The sequence below is a fragment of the Burkholderia cepacia complex sp. TUM26381 genome (assembly GCF_057439935.1).
Genome location: NZ_CM172008.1, coordinates 629,813 through 645,694 on the forward strand (window position 1 = coordinate 629,813; position 15,882 = coordinate 645,694).

Sequence of the window (15,882 nt, forward strand, 5' to 3'; positions counted from 1 at the left end):
AGAGTAGGGGGGAAATATGCGGGCCGCACGGTTCGCTACCGCGATGCCTGCCGCTCGAACCACTCGCGCGGCGAGCGGCCCTGGTCCGGCCCGAGGATTGAAAAGCCGCCGTCGACGGGTACGTCGACACCGGTGATCCACGACGCATCGTCCGAACAGAGAAACGCGACGACGCGTCCGATCTCGTCGCCGCGGCCGACTCGGCCGAGCGCATGCAACGGCCGGCCAACACGATCCGCGACATCGACCGAGCCACCCGCGAGCCGTTCCAGCGACGGCGACCACGTCCAGGCCGGCGACACGCTCACCGCCCGCAGGTCGCGCGACGCGAGATCCACGGCGAGGTTGCGCGTCAGTTGCAGCAACGCGGCCTTCGACGCCGGATACAGCGCGCGTCCCGCCGCGCCGAACTTGCCGCCGACGCTGCCGAGGTTGACGATCACGCCGCGTCGCCGCAGGTGCGGCGCAGCCTTCTGCGCGAGAATCGCCGCCGACACGAGATTGACGTCGAGCAGGCGCGCCCACTGTTCGCGCGTCGAGGCGAGACCGGCATCGTCGTAGCTGCACGCATTGTTCACGACGATGTCGAGGCCGCCGAAGGCGGCGATACCCGCCGCGATCGCGCGATCGAGCTGCGCGTCGTCGGTGACGTCGGTCGGTACGAAGTGGGCCGGGGCGCCGATCGAAGCGGCCAGCGCATGGCCCGCGTCGACGTCGAGCCCCGCGATCAGCACGCATGCGCCTTCATTCGCGAGGTTGCGCGCGATGTCGGCGCCGAGCCCCTGCGTCGCACCGGTGACGATCGCGACCTTGCCCTCAAGGCGCACGCTCGAGCGTCCCGGGCACGCCTGCCGGGCCGGTTCGGGAGAACGCGACACGTTCATGCACCCTCCGTTTTCGACGCAGGGCCGAACAGCTCGGCCACGCTGGAAATGGCCGCAATCAACCGCATCGACTCGAGCGAGGCGTCATGCTGGCGGCGATCCGCACAGGCGCAGGCGTCGGCCGCGACGGTCACGCGATAACCGAGATCGGCGGCATGGCGGGCCGTCATCTCCACGGTCGAATGCGTCGCGACGCCTGCGACGATCAGGTGACGCACGTCGTGAGCCGCGAGGAGCCGTTCCAGCGGCGTCCCGATGAAACCGCTCGTGCACTGGTGATGCACGACATGGTCGAGCGCGCGCGCCGGATCGGGTTCGAGCGCCGGGTAAAACTGCGCGCCCCAGCTGCCGTCGCGCAGCGCGCCGAGTTCGGCGGTGCGCACGAAGACGGGGGCATTGCGCGGCAGGTCCGCGTAATCTTCGCGGAATGCGATACGGACATGCACGATCGGCAAACCGTGCGCCCGCGCACCGGCCAGCAGCGCGCCTGCCGCGTCGAGCACCGCCGCGCGACCGGGCTGGTCCGTGTCGAAACCGACGCGGATCTTGCCACGCGGATCGATCACGTCGTTCTGGTAATGCAGCGCAATCACGGCCGTGCGCGCAAACGGAGTCGAAAGCGTGGCGGCGTTCATACGAATACCTCCAGGTTTGCGAGTGCATCGGTCGAGTTGATGAGATCGACTCGCTTCAGGTAGATCTTCCACGCCGGGCCACGCGTATCGAGCTTGTGCGTGACGAGCCCCGCGAGCGTGCGCTGGCCGATCCGCCATTCGTTGACGATCTGCGTCGAGTGGACGACCAGCCGGCCGGCTGCGTCGCGGCCGTCGACGATCACGTTGCCGACCATCCGCGCCGTGCGCGTCGACGGCTGCTGCGACCAGTTGCGCCGGTTCGTCACGCGGGCCGCGCGCACTTCGCGCAGCGTCGCGTCCTCCCAGAACAGCGAGATATGATCGCGCGGGTTGGCCTGGCCCGGCTCGTGCGGCAGCCAGTACATGCCGTCCGGCGCCCACAGGTCGAGCCACCCGTCGAACGCGCGCGTATCGAGCAGCCGCGCCTCGCGGTACAGGAACTGTGCCGCCTGCGCCTGCAGGGCGGCGTCGAAAGCGAGAGCAGGGGCGTCGACCGCGACGGTCGACAGGTCGAAAGCCGGATCGTGCAGCATCAGGCATCTCCTTCGCGCATGCGCGCGGGTTGGCCGGTCTCGTCGACCATGAAACGCTTCCACGCGGCGAACTGGTTGCGCATCGGCAGTTCGCTGGTGCCGTTGATCGATACGAAGCCGTCGTCCGTCGCGCGGTCCGTGCCCGCGTAGCGATGCATGCTCACCCATTCGCCGCCGCGCGTCCGGTTGCCTTCCTGGCAGCGCGCGTAGACTTCGACGTCGTCGGGCATCACGTTCGACGACGGGGAATTGATCACGTTCGCGTAGGTCAACGCACGCTCGAACACCTCGTCGGGCGCGCCTTTCAGGCGAAACAGCTGGATTTCGACGAGCGTCTGGTCCACCGCAATCGGGCGGATCACGCGAAACTGCTGAAATACCGTGTGCGGGGAACCGCTGGCGTAGATGACGGTGTTGTGGCGGTTCATGCCGAGAATCCGGCGCGCGCGCTCGTCGCCGTAGGCCTGCGCGAGCACCGCGAAATGCGCGCTCGACACCGGATCGCGTTCGGCGGCCGCCGGATCGAAGATCCCTTCCATGTAACCGTGGCCGTACGTGTACGCGCGCAGCTCCAGTTTTTCCCAGAATTCGTACGGTTCGCCATTGCCGTCCATGATGAGCAGTTCGAACGGCATCGCCCCCAGCTCCGCGGCCCGCGAGCGGGCCGACACCACCGACGATTCGTGCGTGACCGGCGCATGCATCGTGTCGTGCAGGTTCTCGTAGAACACTTTCCAGTTCGAACGCTGCAACACACGGAATACCCCGCCCGTGACCTCGACCTCGCCAACCGGCGAGCGATCGCACAGGTTGTCGATCGACGAGACGACACCATTCAGGAACGTCCGCAGATCCGGGCCCTCGTCGCTCTGGCTGGCGAACACGAAGCCGCGATAGCTGTCCACGCGCGCGACGCGGCGCATCGAGAAATCCGGATGCTGCGGGTCGAAGCAGGTGTTCTGCAGGCCATTGCGCAGCGGCGCCGACAGGTGTGTGCCGTCATGCCTGAAGGTCCACGCATGGTAGGGACACCGGAAGAACTTCCCGACCGAACCGTCGCCGTCGGGTACGACTTTCGCGCCCTTGTGCGGGCACCGGTTGTAGATCACGTGTATCGCGCCGTCAGACGCGCGCACCATCACGACTTCCTGGTCGCCGAGACGCGTCGTGTGATAGTCGCCGGCCGCCTTGACCTGGCTTTCGTGGCCGACGTAGATCCACGCACGGCCGTAGATCCGCTCCATTTCCAGCGCGAAGATCGCCGGGTCGGTATAGAGGCGCTTGTGCACGCTGTCGGGGCGCACCAGACCCGCCAGGGTCTCGTTGGTAAGGCTCATGGGGTTTCCTCGAAGGAGAGGGTCAAAGATCCAGGACCAGGTGCGCGCCGTTCGCGCGCGACACGCACGGACAGAACCCGCCGCGCGCGCGATCGTCGTCGCTGAGGCAGATGTCGCGGTGATCGGGATCGCCGTCGAGCAGGCGGACCGCGCACACGCCGCAATCGCCGCGCCGACAGTCGTAGAGCGGATCGAGGCCGGCTTCGATCATGGCGTCGAGAATCGAGGTGCCGGGCGGCACGTTCAGCGTGCGCCCCGACACCGCGAGGCGGACTTCGACCGGCGCGTCTCCGCCCGTCGCGACCGGCGCCGCAAAGCGCTCGCAATGCAGCATGTCGTCGCGCCAGCCGAGACGCCGGGCGACCGCGAGTGTCGCTTCGATGAGTCCGGCGGGGCCGCACACGTACAGGTGCTTGCCGCTTTCAGGCGCGCCGATCGTGTCGGCCAGCGGCATGCCGCGCGACGGTTCGCCGTTGTCGAGCCAGGATGTCGCATCGGGTAGCGCGGCAACCTCGTCGCGATAGGCCATCGAGACGGCGTCGCGCGCGGCGTAGTGCAGGGCGAACGGGCGCCCGGCTTGCGTCAGTTCGCGGGCCATCGCGAGAATCGGCGTGATGCCGATGCCGCCCGCCACCAGCAGGTGCCGGTGCGCGTCCGCAACGAGCGGGAAATCGTTTCTGGGCGGATCGATGTCGAATGCGTCGCCGGGCGTGCATGCGTGCATCCACTGCGAACCGCCGCTTCCCGCGGGTTCGCGCAACACCGCGATTTCGTAACGGTCGACCGGCCCGGCGCTGCCGCCGGCGTTTACGAGGGAATACGCGCGCCGTTGGGTGCGTGGGGAGAGCGGCACGTGCACGCCGATATGCGCGCCGGCTGCGAACCCGGGCAGCGGGCCGCCGTCTGCGGCGACGAGATGCAATCGGCGGATTGCGGGCGTCAGGGCGTCGATACGCTCGACGCGGATTCTGAGCGGGGACATCCAGCGGCTCCGTTGAATTCAGAGGAGCCCACTGTATGCGGGCGAAATGGCCGCGAATATCCGTCGAGCGCAGCGCCTGTCCGGCGCGCGCAGAATTCCGGCTCAGCCGGCGGACTGGCGGGCGCGGCGCAACGTATCCGACGGCGATTCGCCGAACGTTTCGCGATACAGGGCGGCGAAGCGGCCCAGATTCGCGAAGCCGCAACAGAGCGCCACGTCGGCCACGCGGCCGGTCTCGCGTGCCTGCAGCAACTGGTCGCGCGCACGTTCGAGACGCCGTTCGCGCACCAGCTGCATCGGGCTGCCGCGTGAAAAGCGCTGAAAGCCGTCGAGCAGCGTACGCACGGGCACGCCAGCGGCCAGCGCGATATCGGCCAGCGTGATCGGCTCGCACGCGTGTTCGGCGATATAGGCTTCCGCCCGCTTGACCGTGCGCGGCACGAGTGCCGTTCCGCCGGGCCTCGTCTGGCAGTGATGGGGTTGACCGGCGAGCAGGAGCGAGATCACGAGCCGTTCGAATTCGAGCGCGATGCGGCGGTCGCGCTGCGCGAGCGCGACGGTTTCCGGCGACGAGGCCATGACGCGCAACTGGGCAAGCCACGGCAGGAGGTCGGGGCGGGAGAGATCGAGCACCGGCTCGATCTGCAGATGGTCGTATCCCGTATGCGCCAGGATCGCGTGCTTGTCGACGCGCACGAAGAACTGCTCGCAGTCGCGGGAGAACGTACCGCCGAAACGGGTGGCCGGACCGACGATGACACCCTGGGCCGGCCCGACGATCACGCGCCGGCCACCGACGCTGACGTCCGCATAGCCGCCCAGGCTGAGGATGGCGAGATAGTAATCTTCGATTTCGCCGGCATCGACGCCCATCGCGACGTCGTAACCGATCGTGCCGAACCCGACACTGTCGATCCGCACGTAGTCCATGTATGCCGAATAGCCGCCGCGCGCGCTGCCCGGCGTGAGCCGATGCTGTTGCAGCACCGCGGCGATCCGCTCGCGCGTGTCGTCGATATCGGCCGATTCGAAATAGCGGTATCGACGGAGCAGGGTCGGCTCGATCGGCAAGGAAGCATTTGGCATGGCGTATCTTCTTTGCGTATGCGGGGAAACCCGGAGGGAAAAATCGGTCGATCGCGGTCGTGTTCCGGGGTACGCCCACTGTACACGTTTGCGACACCGTCAATAAAACGCGCAAGACCGGCTTCCGGATATTTGCGCGAACCGGACAGGCGACCGTATGCGATTGCGTTTACCGGCTAGCTCGCGATCGTCGGCCGACGCCATACTCGTCGGCGTCGCCGAGCGCGCAGGCGATCGAAGCCACGGCAAGCGCGCTGGACGATGCCGGCGGCAATCCTCACGTTCGCCAGGAAATCGATGATCGCCTCATCCTGCGCCCTCGCGCCATCGCCCGCGCACGACGGCCTCGACGCGCGCGATGTCTCCGCGTTGCTCGAGCTTGCGCGCGGCGGCACGCTCGAACAGATCAGCGGCCGCTGTCTGGCCTGCCTCACGACCGGGCTCGACGCATGTGCGAGCGGCTTCTATTTGCTCGCCCCGGATGCGCGCCCGATTGCCTGCGAAACCGCCGGCGCGCCGATCGATTTTCTCGACGAATACGAAGCCGCCATACGCGAGCGCGATCCGGTGCTGCACGTCGTGTTGCGCTCGCGTCGCGCGATGACAGGGGGTGCGCTGCCGGCGACCGTATGGGGGCATTCGCCAGCATGGCGGCACCTGCAGCGCTGGGGCTTCGGCCCCAATCTCCAGGGGCCGCTCGAAGCGGGCGGCAGGATCGTCGGAACGCTGAACCTCGCACGCAAGGCCGGTGGCGAGCCGTTCAATGTGCGCGACATCGCACGGTTCGCTTGGGTATGCCGGGCGGTATCGGTTGCCGTGAGCCAACCGGGCGCACTGTACGCAGGCGCGTGCTCGCCGTGCCTCACCGAACCGTGCGATCCGTGCGATCCGCTGCCGCCGCGCGCTGCCGCCGTCGGCCGCCTCGTGCGCGACGGCGCACCGAACAAGGCGATCGCACGCACGCTCGGCATTTCAGAACACACAGTGAAGGAGCATGTCCGCGCGTTGTGCGTGCGCTTCGGCGCCCCCAACCGGACCGCGCTGAGCGCGATGCTGGCGTTGCGGTCAACCCCCGCATCAGGCGGGATTGAGACGGCGTGCGCACGTCGCTAGATTGTGCGTTCGCGGCCAGCCGGTCGCTTCATCCGGGAGCACAACCACCATGACTCACCCCATGACGAACGCGGCCGTCGGCGCAGCCGATCCGCAGCATGCCACGCATTGCCGCCTGAACGACGGCGGATTCATCACGCGCTCGAAGCTGATTCCGTGGACGCGGCTCGACAAGCCCGGCCTCGAAGGCATTCAGTACAAGATCCTCAATTTCGACGAAAACCGCGGCTACATGGTCGTGCTGAACACCTTCGATCCCGGCTCGCGATTTGCCCCGCACAAGCACATGGGAGCCGTCGAGATCTTCATGCTCTCGGGTTCGTTCTTCTACGACAACGGCCAGGTGTTCGCCGACGATTTCATGCTCGAGGCGGGCGGTGTCACGCACGCACCGGGCTCCGACGACGGTGCGCTGATGCTCGCCATCTTTCACGGGCCGCTTCAGATTCTGGATCAGGACGGCAGCGTGCTCGTGACGGTCGGCATCGACGAAATGTACGCACTCGCAAAACGGAACGGCGCCGTCGCCCATCTGAACAAGACCGAGCATCGCGTGGCGCTGACGTCGGGGGCCTGAGCGGGTTGCGATCGTGCGGGACGACCCGTCGCTGGGTCTGGCGGCGACGGGTATCGAGCGGGTTTGCGGAGCACCGCGACATGCAAGACCGCTCGGATCGGCTCGATAGACTCGCGATAATTTTGTCTACGGCGCGGCCGTAAACGCGGCATCGAACAAGCGAAGCAGGCGATCGACTCCGATTGCCGGATCGGCGCTCAAAAAACGCTGCTCCGATAGCGGAACAATGGCGCGCTGCGCGAGGCCGTTACTCGATCGCTCCCGGCGCCGGTGCGGAAGAGGGTTGAAGCGTTTGCCTTCGACTTGATGGTTGAGGGCGGCACGTCCCCGTGGTGGCCTGGATGCAACGTGCAGGGAAAGATGCCGAACGCGTCTCGGTACCCGCTCGAGATCCACGGCAGTTCCCCCCGATTGAATAACTGTGCAGTTCGATTCAGTCCGACGCGCGGCTCCCACTCGAGGTTTGTGTATCCGAAAGCGTGCGCTGGATAGTCGGACCCGGCTCCAGAGCAGGAGCGACGCTCCCGCCGGCTTTCGTTCCGGCCGGCTTTTATGCTTCTTTCAGCCAGGGCATTTCCACGGGTGACACGACCAGTTGCCGGAATTCGCGTTTCAGATCGAAGATGAACCCGACCAGGATCATGGAGTCGGCGTAAGGGATCGGAAAGACATGCGGATTTTCCGGAGTACGCAAGGGGCGCTCGGGCGTGTCCGCCGTCGCCGCGGCGTTTTCGCGAACGCTTTCCAGTTCGTCGGCCATGGCCAGGTCACCGGTTTTCAGCACGCGGCTACGCAGGTCGCTGAAGGGCTCGATGCGCGCAGCGTCTTCGTGGTATTCGGGCACTTCGTAAATGAACCAGGACATTTTCGTCTCCTGTGAGAAGGGGCAATATTCTAACGCTGCGCGAGGATTCACCGAAAATCGGCCGTGACGTGCGATGGCCGCGGTCGCGGCGACACAGGCCGGCCGCGCGTTGCTTCGACGCGTGACATTCGACAGCGATGGCATGACGCTGGACCATTTGTCTGGATCCGTTCTCGAAGGTTGCGGGATCGCACCTCAGTCTGGCAAGTCGATCGTCGCGGAACCGGCGGGACATGAAACAGGATCGCGAACGAGACGAGCGATTCGGGTAAGGGGCCGCTTGCGCAGTGTCGGCATGTTCTCCGGCGAAGGCGACGGCAACATGCTTGTGCGCTTCGGCGCGCGTACGGAGATCACGCCGCACGCGATCGCCCCCCCTGGCCCCGTACGACGGGTAGGACAGCGTGGCAATGGCGGCTCCGGCAGATCGCAGGAACGACGCAGATGAGCGATCCGCCGCCGATCTTGACGGTACAGGCGCGCCATCCATGATCGCGTCTACACGCGAAGCACAATCCGCCGGGGAAGCGTCCGACCTCGCCGGGCTCCCGAGCTTCACCGATGCGATGGCTCACCGCGCGCGTCGGCACGACCATCCCATCCCCCGGGTTCGCGCGTCGTCCCGTTGCGCGCTCCGGCACGCCGGGGGATCGGTCGTCAGCGCCGGCCTGAGCCGGCCGGTTCGTCAAGTCACCGGCGGTGCGTGCCCGTGATCCCCGAACCCCCGAGCGTCGTCGTATTCCCGCGAAATATCCTTGTTCGTATAGTCCCCGAGCTTCGACGCGGCGACCACGCTCAGCACCGCACACACCAGCACGTACACCGCGATCGCATACCCCGAGTGGTAGTAGGCGAACAGCGCCGTGGCGATGAGCGGTGCCGGACCACCTGCAATGACCGAAGCGAGCTGATAACCCATCGACGCGCCGCTATACCGCAACCGCCCGGTGAACGACTCGGCAATCAATGCAGCCTGCGGTCCGTACATCATCGAATGCGGAACCAGCGACAATACGATGGCCGCGAAGATCCATACCGGATTCCGGCTATCGACCATCGCGAAGTAGACGAATCCGAACACGCCGACGGCAACCGCACCGATCATGTACATCCGCCGCCGCCCGATCAGGTCCGACACGTTCCCGAACAGCGGAATGGTGAAGAACTCGACCACGGATGCGACCAGCACCGCCGCCAGCAGCAGTTCGCGCGTGACGCCCAGCGCCGTGATCCCGTAAGTGAACACGAACGCCGTGTAGATATAGAACGGCGCCTGTTCGGCCATCCGCGCGAACGCCGACAGCACGATATCCTTCGGCTGCTTGCGCAGGACTTCAAGCATCGGCGTCTTCTCGATCCGGCGCTCGGCCAGCAGCTTCGCGAAGATCGGCGTCTCGAGAATGTTCAGACGGATATACAGCCCGATCGCAACCAGTACGATGCTGAGGAAAAACGGTACGCGCCAGCCCCACGCGACGAACGCACTGCCGGAAATCCAGCTCATGGCCAGCACGGCCAGGTTGGCGAGGAACAATCCCGCTGGCACGCCGAACTGCGGCCACGACGCGACGAAGCCGCGATGCGCATTGGTGCGCGCCCACTCCATCGACATCAGGACCGAGCCGCCCCATTCGCCACCGACACCGACGCCCTGGATGAAACGCAGTACCGTGAGGATAACCGCGCCCCAGATGCCGATCGCGGCGTAGGTCGGAACGAAGGCCACGGCGAACGTGGCGAACCCCATCAGCAACAGGGTCACGATCAGTGTGGCCTTGCGTCCGATGCGGTCCCCGTAATGGCCGAAGATCGCCGCGCCGACAGGCCGTGCGACAAAACCGACGGCATAGATCAGGAACGCCTGCAGCGTGCCGACGAGGGGGTGGGATTGCGGGAAATACAGCTTTGCGAAGACCAGGCCGGTGACCGTGCTGTAGAGGAAGAAGTCATACCATTCGATCGTGGTGCCAATCGTGCTGGCGATGACGGCGCGGCGCAACTGGCGCCGGGATTCCTCGTCGGAGAGGGGCGTGGCCGCGGATTGCATGGCAGCCATTTTGATATCTCCCGGGAAAGGGCGATAGAGAAATAAACCATACGCCCGGCGACAGGTTCCGGCAAGCGCGATCTACGGCTCCCAGGTCTTTCAATCAGGCATCCTTATATATCATCATATGATGTTGAATTGTCATTCGCCGAGACGGCAATGAGGTTGGCGTGATGGACGAACTGAATGCACGCGGATGTGACGTGAGGCGGAATGTTGCGACCAATCAGGCAGTGAGTCTCGCGTCGAATAAAAGAGAAGTCACTTGCCGAATGGCTGCAAAAAACGTCTCGGGTCGGCAGCGCACGACGTCGGCCGCGGCGCTTACCGATCCTGTCCAAATCCCACAAGTCAGCCCACCTGAACGCCACGCTCCTCCGCAAGCAACCGACGATAGTGAGGCAGTGCGCCGAACAGCAACCACACCGCGAGCGCGGACGCGATCGTACAGACGATCCCGATCGAATCGCCGACCATCTTCGGATTGCCGAACACGCGATCGGTGAAGAGGGCGATCAGCGTCGGTCCGAGCCCGAAGCCGATCAACTGCGCGAAGAACGAGTAGAGCGCGCCGACGGTGCCGCGCATGCGGCTGGGCGCGACGAGTTGCAGTGCGGCGGCCATGCACCCGGTCGGCAACGTGAAGAAAAACACGGTGCCGCCGGCTGCGACCAGCGTGCCCGTCGCACCGGGCGCAAACGGGATGCTCGCGCAGCACAGCAGCATCGGGATCATCGCGAACGCGGCCGTGCGCAACGGCGCGTCCTCGTAGCCGCGCCGTTCGAAGCGGCGCACGATCCAGGGGCCCGCCAGTGCGCCCGCAATCCCGCAGCAGACCACCAGCGCGCCGAAACGAAATCCGACGAGCGCAGCGGGCATGCCGTGCGAACGGATCAGGTAGGTCGGCATCCACGCGGGCATGCCGAGCACGACGATGGCGAGCATGCCGACGCCGAGCAAAATGCGTGCGTAGAACCCACGCCGCGCCCACAGAAATGCAGCGGATTCGCGGGTCGAGAACTGGCGGTCGTCCGCACTGCCGCTGACGACCCTGCTGCGCATGGGCTCGCGCACTGTCAGCCAGACCAGCAACGCAAACAGCATGCCCGGCAGCCCGATCAGCACGAATGCAAGCTGCCAGGTCTCGAACCCGGCGAGCATCGGAAACTGCTGATGAACGTCGCGGGCGAACGAGATGACAAGGCCGCCGGCGACGAGCGAGAGCCCGCCACCCAGCATCGGGCCGAGAATGAACACGCTCATCGCGCGCGGCATCTGCTTCGCCGAGAAGCAGTCGGCGATCATCGACAGCGCGATCGGGAACACGCAGGCTTCGCTGGCCCCGACGCCGAAACGCGCGAGGAACAACCCCTGGAACGTCGTGGCCTTGCCGCACAGGGCCGTGAAGATGCACCACAGGCAGATGCCGACCAGCAGGATGTTGCGTCGATTGGTGACGTCGACGAGGCGGCCGAAGAGCGGCGACGCGATCAGGTACGCGGAAATGAACGCGATGCCCTGAACGAGACTGAGCTGCGTGTCGGAAATGGCGAGCGAATGCCGGATCGGGTCGACGAGCAGGTTGAGAAGCTGGCGGTCGATGTACGCGAGCGAATACGCGAACGTGATGATGCCCAGGATGTACCACGACCGGAGGCTGTCGTGAACGACCCTCGTCGAGGATCGTCCCGATAGCGCGTCTTCCAGGCCGCCGACGGGCGGCACTTCATTCATGGCATTCCTCATCTTGTCTCCGATACGATCGTTTGATGCGTGTAAAAGGGGATGTCGACGCGGCATGCCGCTTGCGCGTCAGGCCAGTCATGGGCATCCGGTCAGCCTGGGTGGTCGTTCGACGCATCGACGACTCCGCCGGTACGCATTCGATTACCAAACTATCGTTAGGTAGTTTGGCGTGACGCAAAGTGATGTGCCATGAGTGTTATCCACTAAGCATGGCCGCCGCGGGCCGTGAAACGTGTGACGACTTTCGTGCGATGCGCCCCGGCATGCCGTTCGCAGCGTTCGGCGCGCTCGACTCCGATCCGCAAGCGCGCCGCGTTCCTGCCGGAACCGGCATCCGCGTCCGGGTTAGACCGGATGGAGTGATCGCCAGCATCGAATAAATCTATCGTTCGTTAGGTAAACGGGCGATGCCGAAGAGGCCGTATCCGCTTGCAATCCGCTCCTTGTTTCCAAGTACGGAATGCGAAGCGTCGACGGTGGAGCACGCATTTGCCCGCGTTGCCGGTCGACACCGGAGATGAGGCCGCACGAACGGCCCGGTGCCGATGCCGCGAGGTCACGTATCACGCTGTGACACGACGCAATGCGCTGCGGCCCATCCCGGGCGCAGGCATTGCGTTCCGGAACTGGAGGAGCACGATGACTGACGATGTATCACGCGATTCGCAGCGCTTGCCGGAAGGCTTCGAGGCGCTCGAACCGTTTCTCGACCGATGGAACGCGCCGACGTCGCACGCGCGCTGGATCCATCGCGCGGCCATGCCGTACGCGGAGATCGTGACGTTCTACGAAGCGATGTCCGGGCGGGCGGAGGAGGCGACCGTCCATCTCGAGCAGTTTCCGCTCGACGACATGCCGGTGCCCGCGCAGAACCTGTTTCGCCTGCTGCTCGCGATGTGCCATGCGGCGATCGCCGTCGAAATGCACGAGGCCTCGGGCATCCGGCATGCGCCGCCCGTTCACGCATTGACGATCACGACCGGCTTTCAGCCGCACGGCTGATCGCGCGTCGTCGGGCCGATCAGGCCCCGCCGTCCCCATCCCTTTCAGGAGCTGGCATGAACCACCCTGGTGAACTCAAACCGAGCTTGACCGAATCCGTCGGCCTGTCGACGAAACCGATGCCGACCACGCTGTACACGGATCCGGAGCAATACGAAATCGAACGCGAACGGATCTTTCGTCGCGCCTGGCTGATGGTGGGCCGCGTCGAGCGGATTCCGAAACCGGGCGATTTCTTCGTCAAGGATCTTGCGGTCGCCAAGGCGTCCGTGATCGTCGCACGTTCGGAGGACGGCAAGGTCCGCGCGTTTCACAACGTCTGCGCGCATCGTGCGAATATCGTCGAGCACCGGCCGAGCGGCAACGCAAAGCGTTTTGTCTGCCGTTATCACAGCTGGGGCTACAACAACGCTGGCGAGCTGGCGAACGTGCCTGACGAAGCCGGCTTCTTCCATCTCGACCGAAAGAAATGCGGGCTGACGCCCGTCGCGGTCGATGTGTGGGACGGCTGGATCTTCATCAACCTGGCGCCGGCGCCGGAGGTCGGTCTCACGGAATTCCTCGGGCCGATGGCCGACGCGCTGTCCGGCATCGACTATCCGGACGCCGACAACGCGATCGTGCTGCGCGGGGAGTTCAAGGCGAACTGGAAAGCAGTGGCCGAAAACTTCAGCGAGGTGTATCACATCGCGTCGATCCACCCGAAGACGTTCGGGCCGATCTACACGGGCAAGGAAAATCCGTTCGGGCGGCCGCTGGGCGCGAACCTGCGCGGCGCCCATCGCTCGTTCTCGCTGTGGCTGAACCAGAGCGTCCCGGTGCCGGAGCACGCGAAAGTGATGCGCTGGCTGTTCTCGGCCGGCGAGACGGTGACCGGCACGCGCAACGTCGCGCAGGCCAATCCGCTTACCGAGCACCGCGGCGTGAACCCCGAGCGGCATCCGGACTGGTCGCAGGACGTGAACTGGTTCTTCCCGAACTGGCATCTGCAGATCTCGGCGAACCAGTTCTGGACGCATGAATTCTGGCCGACGTCGGCGAATACGACCATCTGGGAAGCGCGCTTCTACAACAAGAAACCCAAGAGCGTGCGGGAACGCCTGCAACTCGAGCATTTCACGTCGCACATCTCCGACGGCATGCTCGAGGATCTCGGCAACATCGAGTCGATGCAGGCCGGCATGGAGACGGGCGCAAAACCGTTCATCCATTTCAACGAGAGCGAGATCCTGTGCCGGCACGGGCTCGAGCAGGTAGTCCGGTGGTCGTCGGCGTCGACCGTGAAGGACGCGATCGCGTAGCGCCTGCGTCGGCGAACGGCTGCCGCTGATCGCCGACGCATCGGTCTGCCTGCTTGTAACGACGCGTGAAAGCAGCAACGTGCAACTGCCGGGCCTGCCCACGGCCGCCCGGCGTGACGCGATGTGCAAACGCGTGCTCAGAACGCCGCTTTCGCATCCTGTACCAGCATGTCGGCCGCCTTCTCGCCGATCATGATGGTGGCGGCGTTGGTCGCGCCCGAGATCGGCATCGGCATCACGGACGCATCGGCGACGCGCAGGCCCTGCAAGCCGCGCACGCGCAGCCGCGCATCGACCACCGCCATCGGGTCGCTGTCGGGCCCCATGCGCGCGGTGCCGTTGTGGTGATAGACGGTGCCGCCACGCTGGCGCGCGAACGCGAGAATCTCGTCGTCGGTGCGTACGTGCTTGCCGGGGAACATCTCGTCGACGTAGTACGGCGCGAACGGCCGTGCCTGCAACACGGCCCGCGCCATCTTCACCACGGCCACCATCGCGCGCTGGTCCGATTCGTCGGCCAGGTAGTTCGGTTGCACTTCGGGCAACTCGTCGATGTTCGCGGAACGCGCGCGGACCCAGCCGCGACTGTCGGGGCGCTGCTTGTGGCCGCCCAGCGTCATGCCCGGATAGTGATCGAGGAGGCCGGGCAACCCTTCCTGATAGCTGCCGGGCGTGAACGAAACCTGCAGGTCGGGCCGCGTCAGCGAGGGTTCGGAGCGGAAGAAGAAGCGCATCGGCACCGGGCCCATGCTGAGGATGCTCGGCCGGCCGAGGAAATACCGGGCGATCTCGCGGGCAAGCGGCAGCCCGCGCCCGCGCTCGTTGATGGTGGCGACGTCCTTCACCTTGACGGCCACGCGCAGGTTGAAGTGATCGACGAGGTTCGCGCCCACGCCGGGCAGGTCGATCTGCGGTTGCACGCCGATGGCGCGCAGATGGGCGCTGTCGCCGATGCCGGAGATCTGCAGCAGGCGCGGCGTGTTCAGCGCGCCCGCCGCGACGATCACCTCTCGGTTGGCGCGCACCTCGCGCTCGGGCGCACCGGTGCCGCCGGACCGATACCGCACGCCCACCGCGCGGCCGCCTTCCAGCAGCACGCGCGTCGTGGGGCTATCGGTGCGCAGCGCCACGCGTCCGGTCCTGATGGCCGGATGCAGGTAGGCCCTCGCGGCGCTCCAGCGCCGCGGCGTGCGGCCGCGCGTGTCGATCATGAAATGCCACGGGCCGACGCCGTCCTGCGCTTCGGCATTCGAGTCGGCCACATACGGATAACCGAGGCTCTCGACAGCTTCGATGAACAGGTCGCACAGCGGCGCCGGCATGATCGGGTCGGTCACGATCAGCGGGCCGTTGCGGCCGCGGTAGCGATCGTCGCCGGGCCCGATGCGCGTCTCGGCCTTCTTGAAAAACGGCAGCACGTCGTCGTAGCCCCAGCCCGCATTGCCGAGCGCGGCCCAGCCGTCGAAATCGGCATGCTGCCCGCGGTTGTAGACCATCCCGTTGATCGAACCCGATCCGCCCACGACCTTGCCCTGGGTCAGTTCGATGGTGCGCCCGTCGGTGCCCGCGATCGGCCCGCTGCGAAAGCGCCACACCAGCCGGTCGTTGAACAGGTTCTTGATGTAACCCGCCGGAATGTGGATGAACGGGTTGGTATCGGGCGGGCCGGCTTCCAGCACGCACACGGTATGGCCGGCCTCGGCCAGCCGCGCGGCCACCACGCTGCCGCCGCTGCCCGCGCCGACGACCACATAATCGAAGGTTTCGGTCATGA

14 protein-coding genes are annotated in these 15,882 nt (G+C 65.9%); 4 read left to right on the forward strand and 10 right to left on the reverse strand.

Annotated elements, in window-relative coordinates:
- Positions 1-35: 35 nt before the first annotated feature.
- The 6 genes from ACWMMN_RS34755 to andR all read right to left on the reverse strand — a co-directional run bounded on the left by ACWMMN_RS34755 (position 36) and on the right by andR (position 5,457).
- Positions 36-884: an SDR family oxidoreductase gene (locus tag ACWMMN_RS34755; protein WP_486424118.1), complete on the reverse strand. Its 849-nt coding sequence runs from the start codon at positions 882-884 to the stop codon at positions 36-38.
- Positions 881-1,519 carry a cysteine hydrolase family protein gene (locus tag ACWMMN_RS34760; protein ID WP_174993910.1) on the reverse strand — a complete coding sequence of 213 codons (639 nt, stop codon included), beginning with the start codon at positions 1,517-1,519 and terminating at the stop codon, positions 881-883. Before ACWMMN_RS34760 ends, ACWMMN_RS34755 begins: the two co-directional genes overlap by 4 nt.
- A complete protein-coding gene (locus tag ACWMMN_RS34765; RefSeq protein ID WP_174993909.1) occupies positions 1,516-2,052 on the reverse strand; it encodes an aromatic-ring-hydroxylating dioxygenase subunit beta in 537 nt (178 codons plus the stop codon). The genes ACWMMN_RS34760 and ACWMMN_RS34765 overlap by 4 nt, the downstream gene beginning before the upstream one ends.
- The gene (locus ACWMMN_RS34770; protein WP_340626000.1) at positions 2,052-3,389 is read right to left on the reverse strand and encodes an aromatic ring-hydroxylating dioxygenase subunit alpha; all 1,338 of its coding nucleotides are present in this window, start codon (positions 3,387-3,389) and stop codon (positions 2,052-2,054) included. Before ACWMMN_RS34770 ends, ACWMMN_RS34765 begins: the two co-directional genes overlap by 1 nt.
- Before the next feature lie 22 nt (positions 3,390-3,411).
- The gene (locus ACWMMN_RS34775) at positions 3,412-4,371 is read right to left on the reverse strand and encodes a PDR/VanB family oxidoreductase (protein ID WP_486424119.1); all 960 of its coding nucleotides are present in this window, start codon (positions 4,369-4,371) and stop codon (positions 3,412-3,414) included.
- 102 nt (positions 4,372-4,473) lie between these two features.
- Complete coding sequence (andR, locus tag ACWMMN_RS34780; protein ID WP_059241609.1) at positions 4,474-5,457, reverse strand: anthranilate 1,2-dioxygenase regulatory protein AndR; 984 nt, start codon at positions 5,455-5,457, stop codon at positions 4,474-4,476.
- A gap of 297 nt (positions 5,458-5,754) precedes the next feature.
- On the opposite strand from andR, the gene ACWMMN_RS34785 reads away from it, so the two are divergent.
- Positions 5,755-6,570 carry a helix-turn-helix transcriptional regulator gene (locus ACWMMN_RS34785; protein ID WP_486424120.1) on the forward strand — a complete coding sequence of 272 codons (816 nt, stop codon included), beginning with the start codon at positions 5,755-5,757 and terminating at the stop codon, positions 6,568-6,570.
- A 49-nt stretch (positions 6,571-6,619) separates the two neighbouring features.
- Positions 6,620-7,147 carry a cupin domain-containing protein gene (locus ACWMMN_RS34790; protein WP_174993905.1) on the forward strand — a complete coding sequence of 176 codons (528 nt, stop codon included), beginning with the start codon at positions 6,620-6,622 and terminating at the stop codon, positions 7,145-7,147.
- 550 nt (positions 7,148-7,697) lie between these two features.
- Here the strand turns inward: ACWMMN_RS34790 and ACWMMN_RS34795 are convergent.
- From ACWMMN_RS34795 to ACWMMN_RS34805, 3 genes are all read right to left on the reverse strand, one after another.
- Positions 7,698-8,012, reverse strand: coding sequence for a hypothetical protein (locus ACWMMN_RS34795; protein WP_059241615.1), 315 nt, complete (start codon positions 8,010-8,012; stop codon positions 7,698-7,700).
- A 685-nt stretch (positions 8,013-8,697) separates the two neighbouring features.
- The gene (locus ACWMMN_RS34800; RefSeq protein WP_486424121.1) at positions 8,698-10,068 is read right to left on the reverse strand and encodes an MFS transporter; all 1,371 of its coding nucleotides are present in this window, start codon (positions 10,066-10,068) and stop codon (positions 8,698-8,700) included.
- 342 nt (positions 10,069-10,410) lie between these two features.
- On the reverse strand, positions 10,411-11,793 hold the full coding sequence (locus ACWMMN_RS34805; RefSeq protein WP_226196021.1) for a spinster family MFS transporter: 1,383 nt from the start codon (positions 11,791-11,793) through the stop codon (positions 10,411-10,413).
- 651 nt (positions 11,794-12,444) lie between these two features.
- Here ACWMMN_RS34805 and ACWMMN_RS34810 point away from each other — a divergent pair.
- On the forward strand, positions 12,445-12,807 hold the full coding sequence (locus tag ACWMMN_RS34810) for a hypothetical protein (protein ID WP_063805294.1): 363 nt from the start codon (positions 12,445-12,447) through the stop codon (positions 12,805-12,807).
- A gap of 56 nt (positions 12,808-12,863) precedes the next feature.
- A complete protein-coding gene (locus ACWMMN_RS34815) occupies positions 12,864-14,108 on the forward strand; it encodes an aromatic ring-hydroxylating oxygenase subunit alpha (protein WP_059241623.1) in 1,245 nt (414 codons plus the stop codon).
- A 137-nt stretch (positions 14,109-14,245) separates the two neighbouring features.
- Here the strand turns inward: ACWMMN_RS34815 and ACWMMN_RS34820 are convergent, their stop codons facing one another.
- The gene (locus ACWMMN_RS34820; RefSeq protein WP_340626002.1) at positions 14,246-15,880 is read right to left on the reverse strand and encodes a GMC family oxidoreductase; all 1,635 of its coding nucleotides are present in this window, start codon (positions 15,878-15,880) and stop codon (positions 14,246-14,248) included.
- Positions 15,881-15,882 lie beyond the last annotated feature (2 nt).

What these genes read in the sequence shown, in the direction of transcription:
- ACWMMN_RS34755 (WP_486424118.1), bottom strand. Translation starts at nt 884, where the DNA reads ATGAACGTGTCGCGTTCTCCCGAACCGGCCCGGCAGGCGTGCCCGGGA.
- ACWMMN_RS34760 (WP_174993910.1), bottom strand. Translation starts at nt 1,519, where the DNA reads ATGAACGCCGCCACGCTTTCGACTCCGTTTGCGCGCACGGCCGTGATT.
- ACWMMN_RS34765 (WP_174993909.1), bottom strand. Translation starts at nt 2,052, where the DNA reads ATGCTGCACGATCCGGCTTTCGACCTGTCGACCGTCGCGGTCGACGCC.
- ACWMMN_RS34770 (WP_340626000.1), bottom strand. Translation starts at nt 3,389, where the DNA reads ATGAGCCTTACCAACGAGACCCTGGCGGGTCTGGTGCGCCCCGACAGC.
- ACWMMN_RS34775 (WP_486424119.1), bottom strand. Translation starts at nt 4,371, where the DNA reads ATGTCCCCGCTCAGAATCCGCGTCGAGCGTATCGACGCCCTGACGCCC.
- andR (WP_059241609.1), bottom strand. Translation starts at nt 5,457, where the DNA reads ATGCCAAATGCTTCCTTGCCGATCGAGCCGACCCTGCTCCGTCGATAC.
- ACWMMN_RS34785 (WP_486424120.1), top strand. Translation starts at nt 5,755, where the DNA reads ATGATCGCCTCATCCTGCGCCCTCGCGCCATCGCCCGCGCACGACGGC.
- ACWMMN_RS34790 (WP_174993905.1), top strand. Translation starts at nt 6,620, where the DNA reads ATGACTCACCCCATGACGAACGCGGCCGTCGGCGCAGCCGATCCGCAG.
- ACWMMN_RS34795 (WP_059241615.1), bottom strand. Translation starts at nt 8,012, where the DNA reads ATGTCCTGGTTCATTTACGAAGTGCCCGAATACCACGAAGACGCTGCG.
- ACWMMN_RS34800 (WP_486424121.1), bottom strand. Translation starts at nt 10,068, where the DNA reads ATGGCTGCCATGCAATCCGCGGCCACGCCCCTCTCCGACGAGGAATCC.
- ACWMMN_RS34805 (WP_226196021.1), bottom strand. Translation starts at nt 11,793, where the DNA reads ATGAATGAAGTGCCGCCCGTCGGCGGCCTGGAAGACGCGCTATCGGGA.
- ACWMMN_RS34810 (WP_063805294.1), top strand. Translation starts at nt 12,445, where the DNA reads ATGACTGACGATGTATCACGCGATTCGCAGCGCTTGCCGGAAGGCTTC.
- ACWMMN_RS34815 (WP_059241623.1), top strand. Translation starts at nt 12,864, where the DNA reads ATGAACCACCCTGGTGAACTCAAACCGAGCTTGACCGAATCCGTCGGC.
- ACWMMN_RS34820 (WP_340626002.1), bottom strand. Translation starts at nt 15,880, where the DNA reads ATGACCGAAACCTTCGATTATGTGGTCGTCGGCGCGGGCAGCGGCGGC.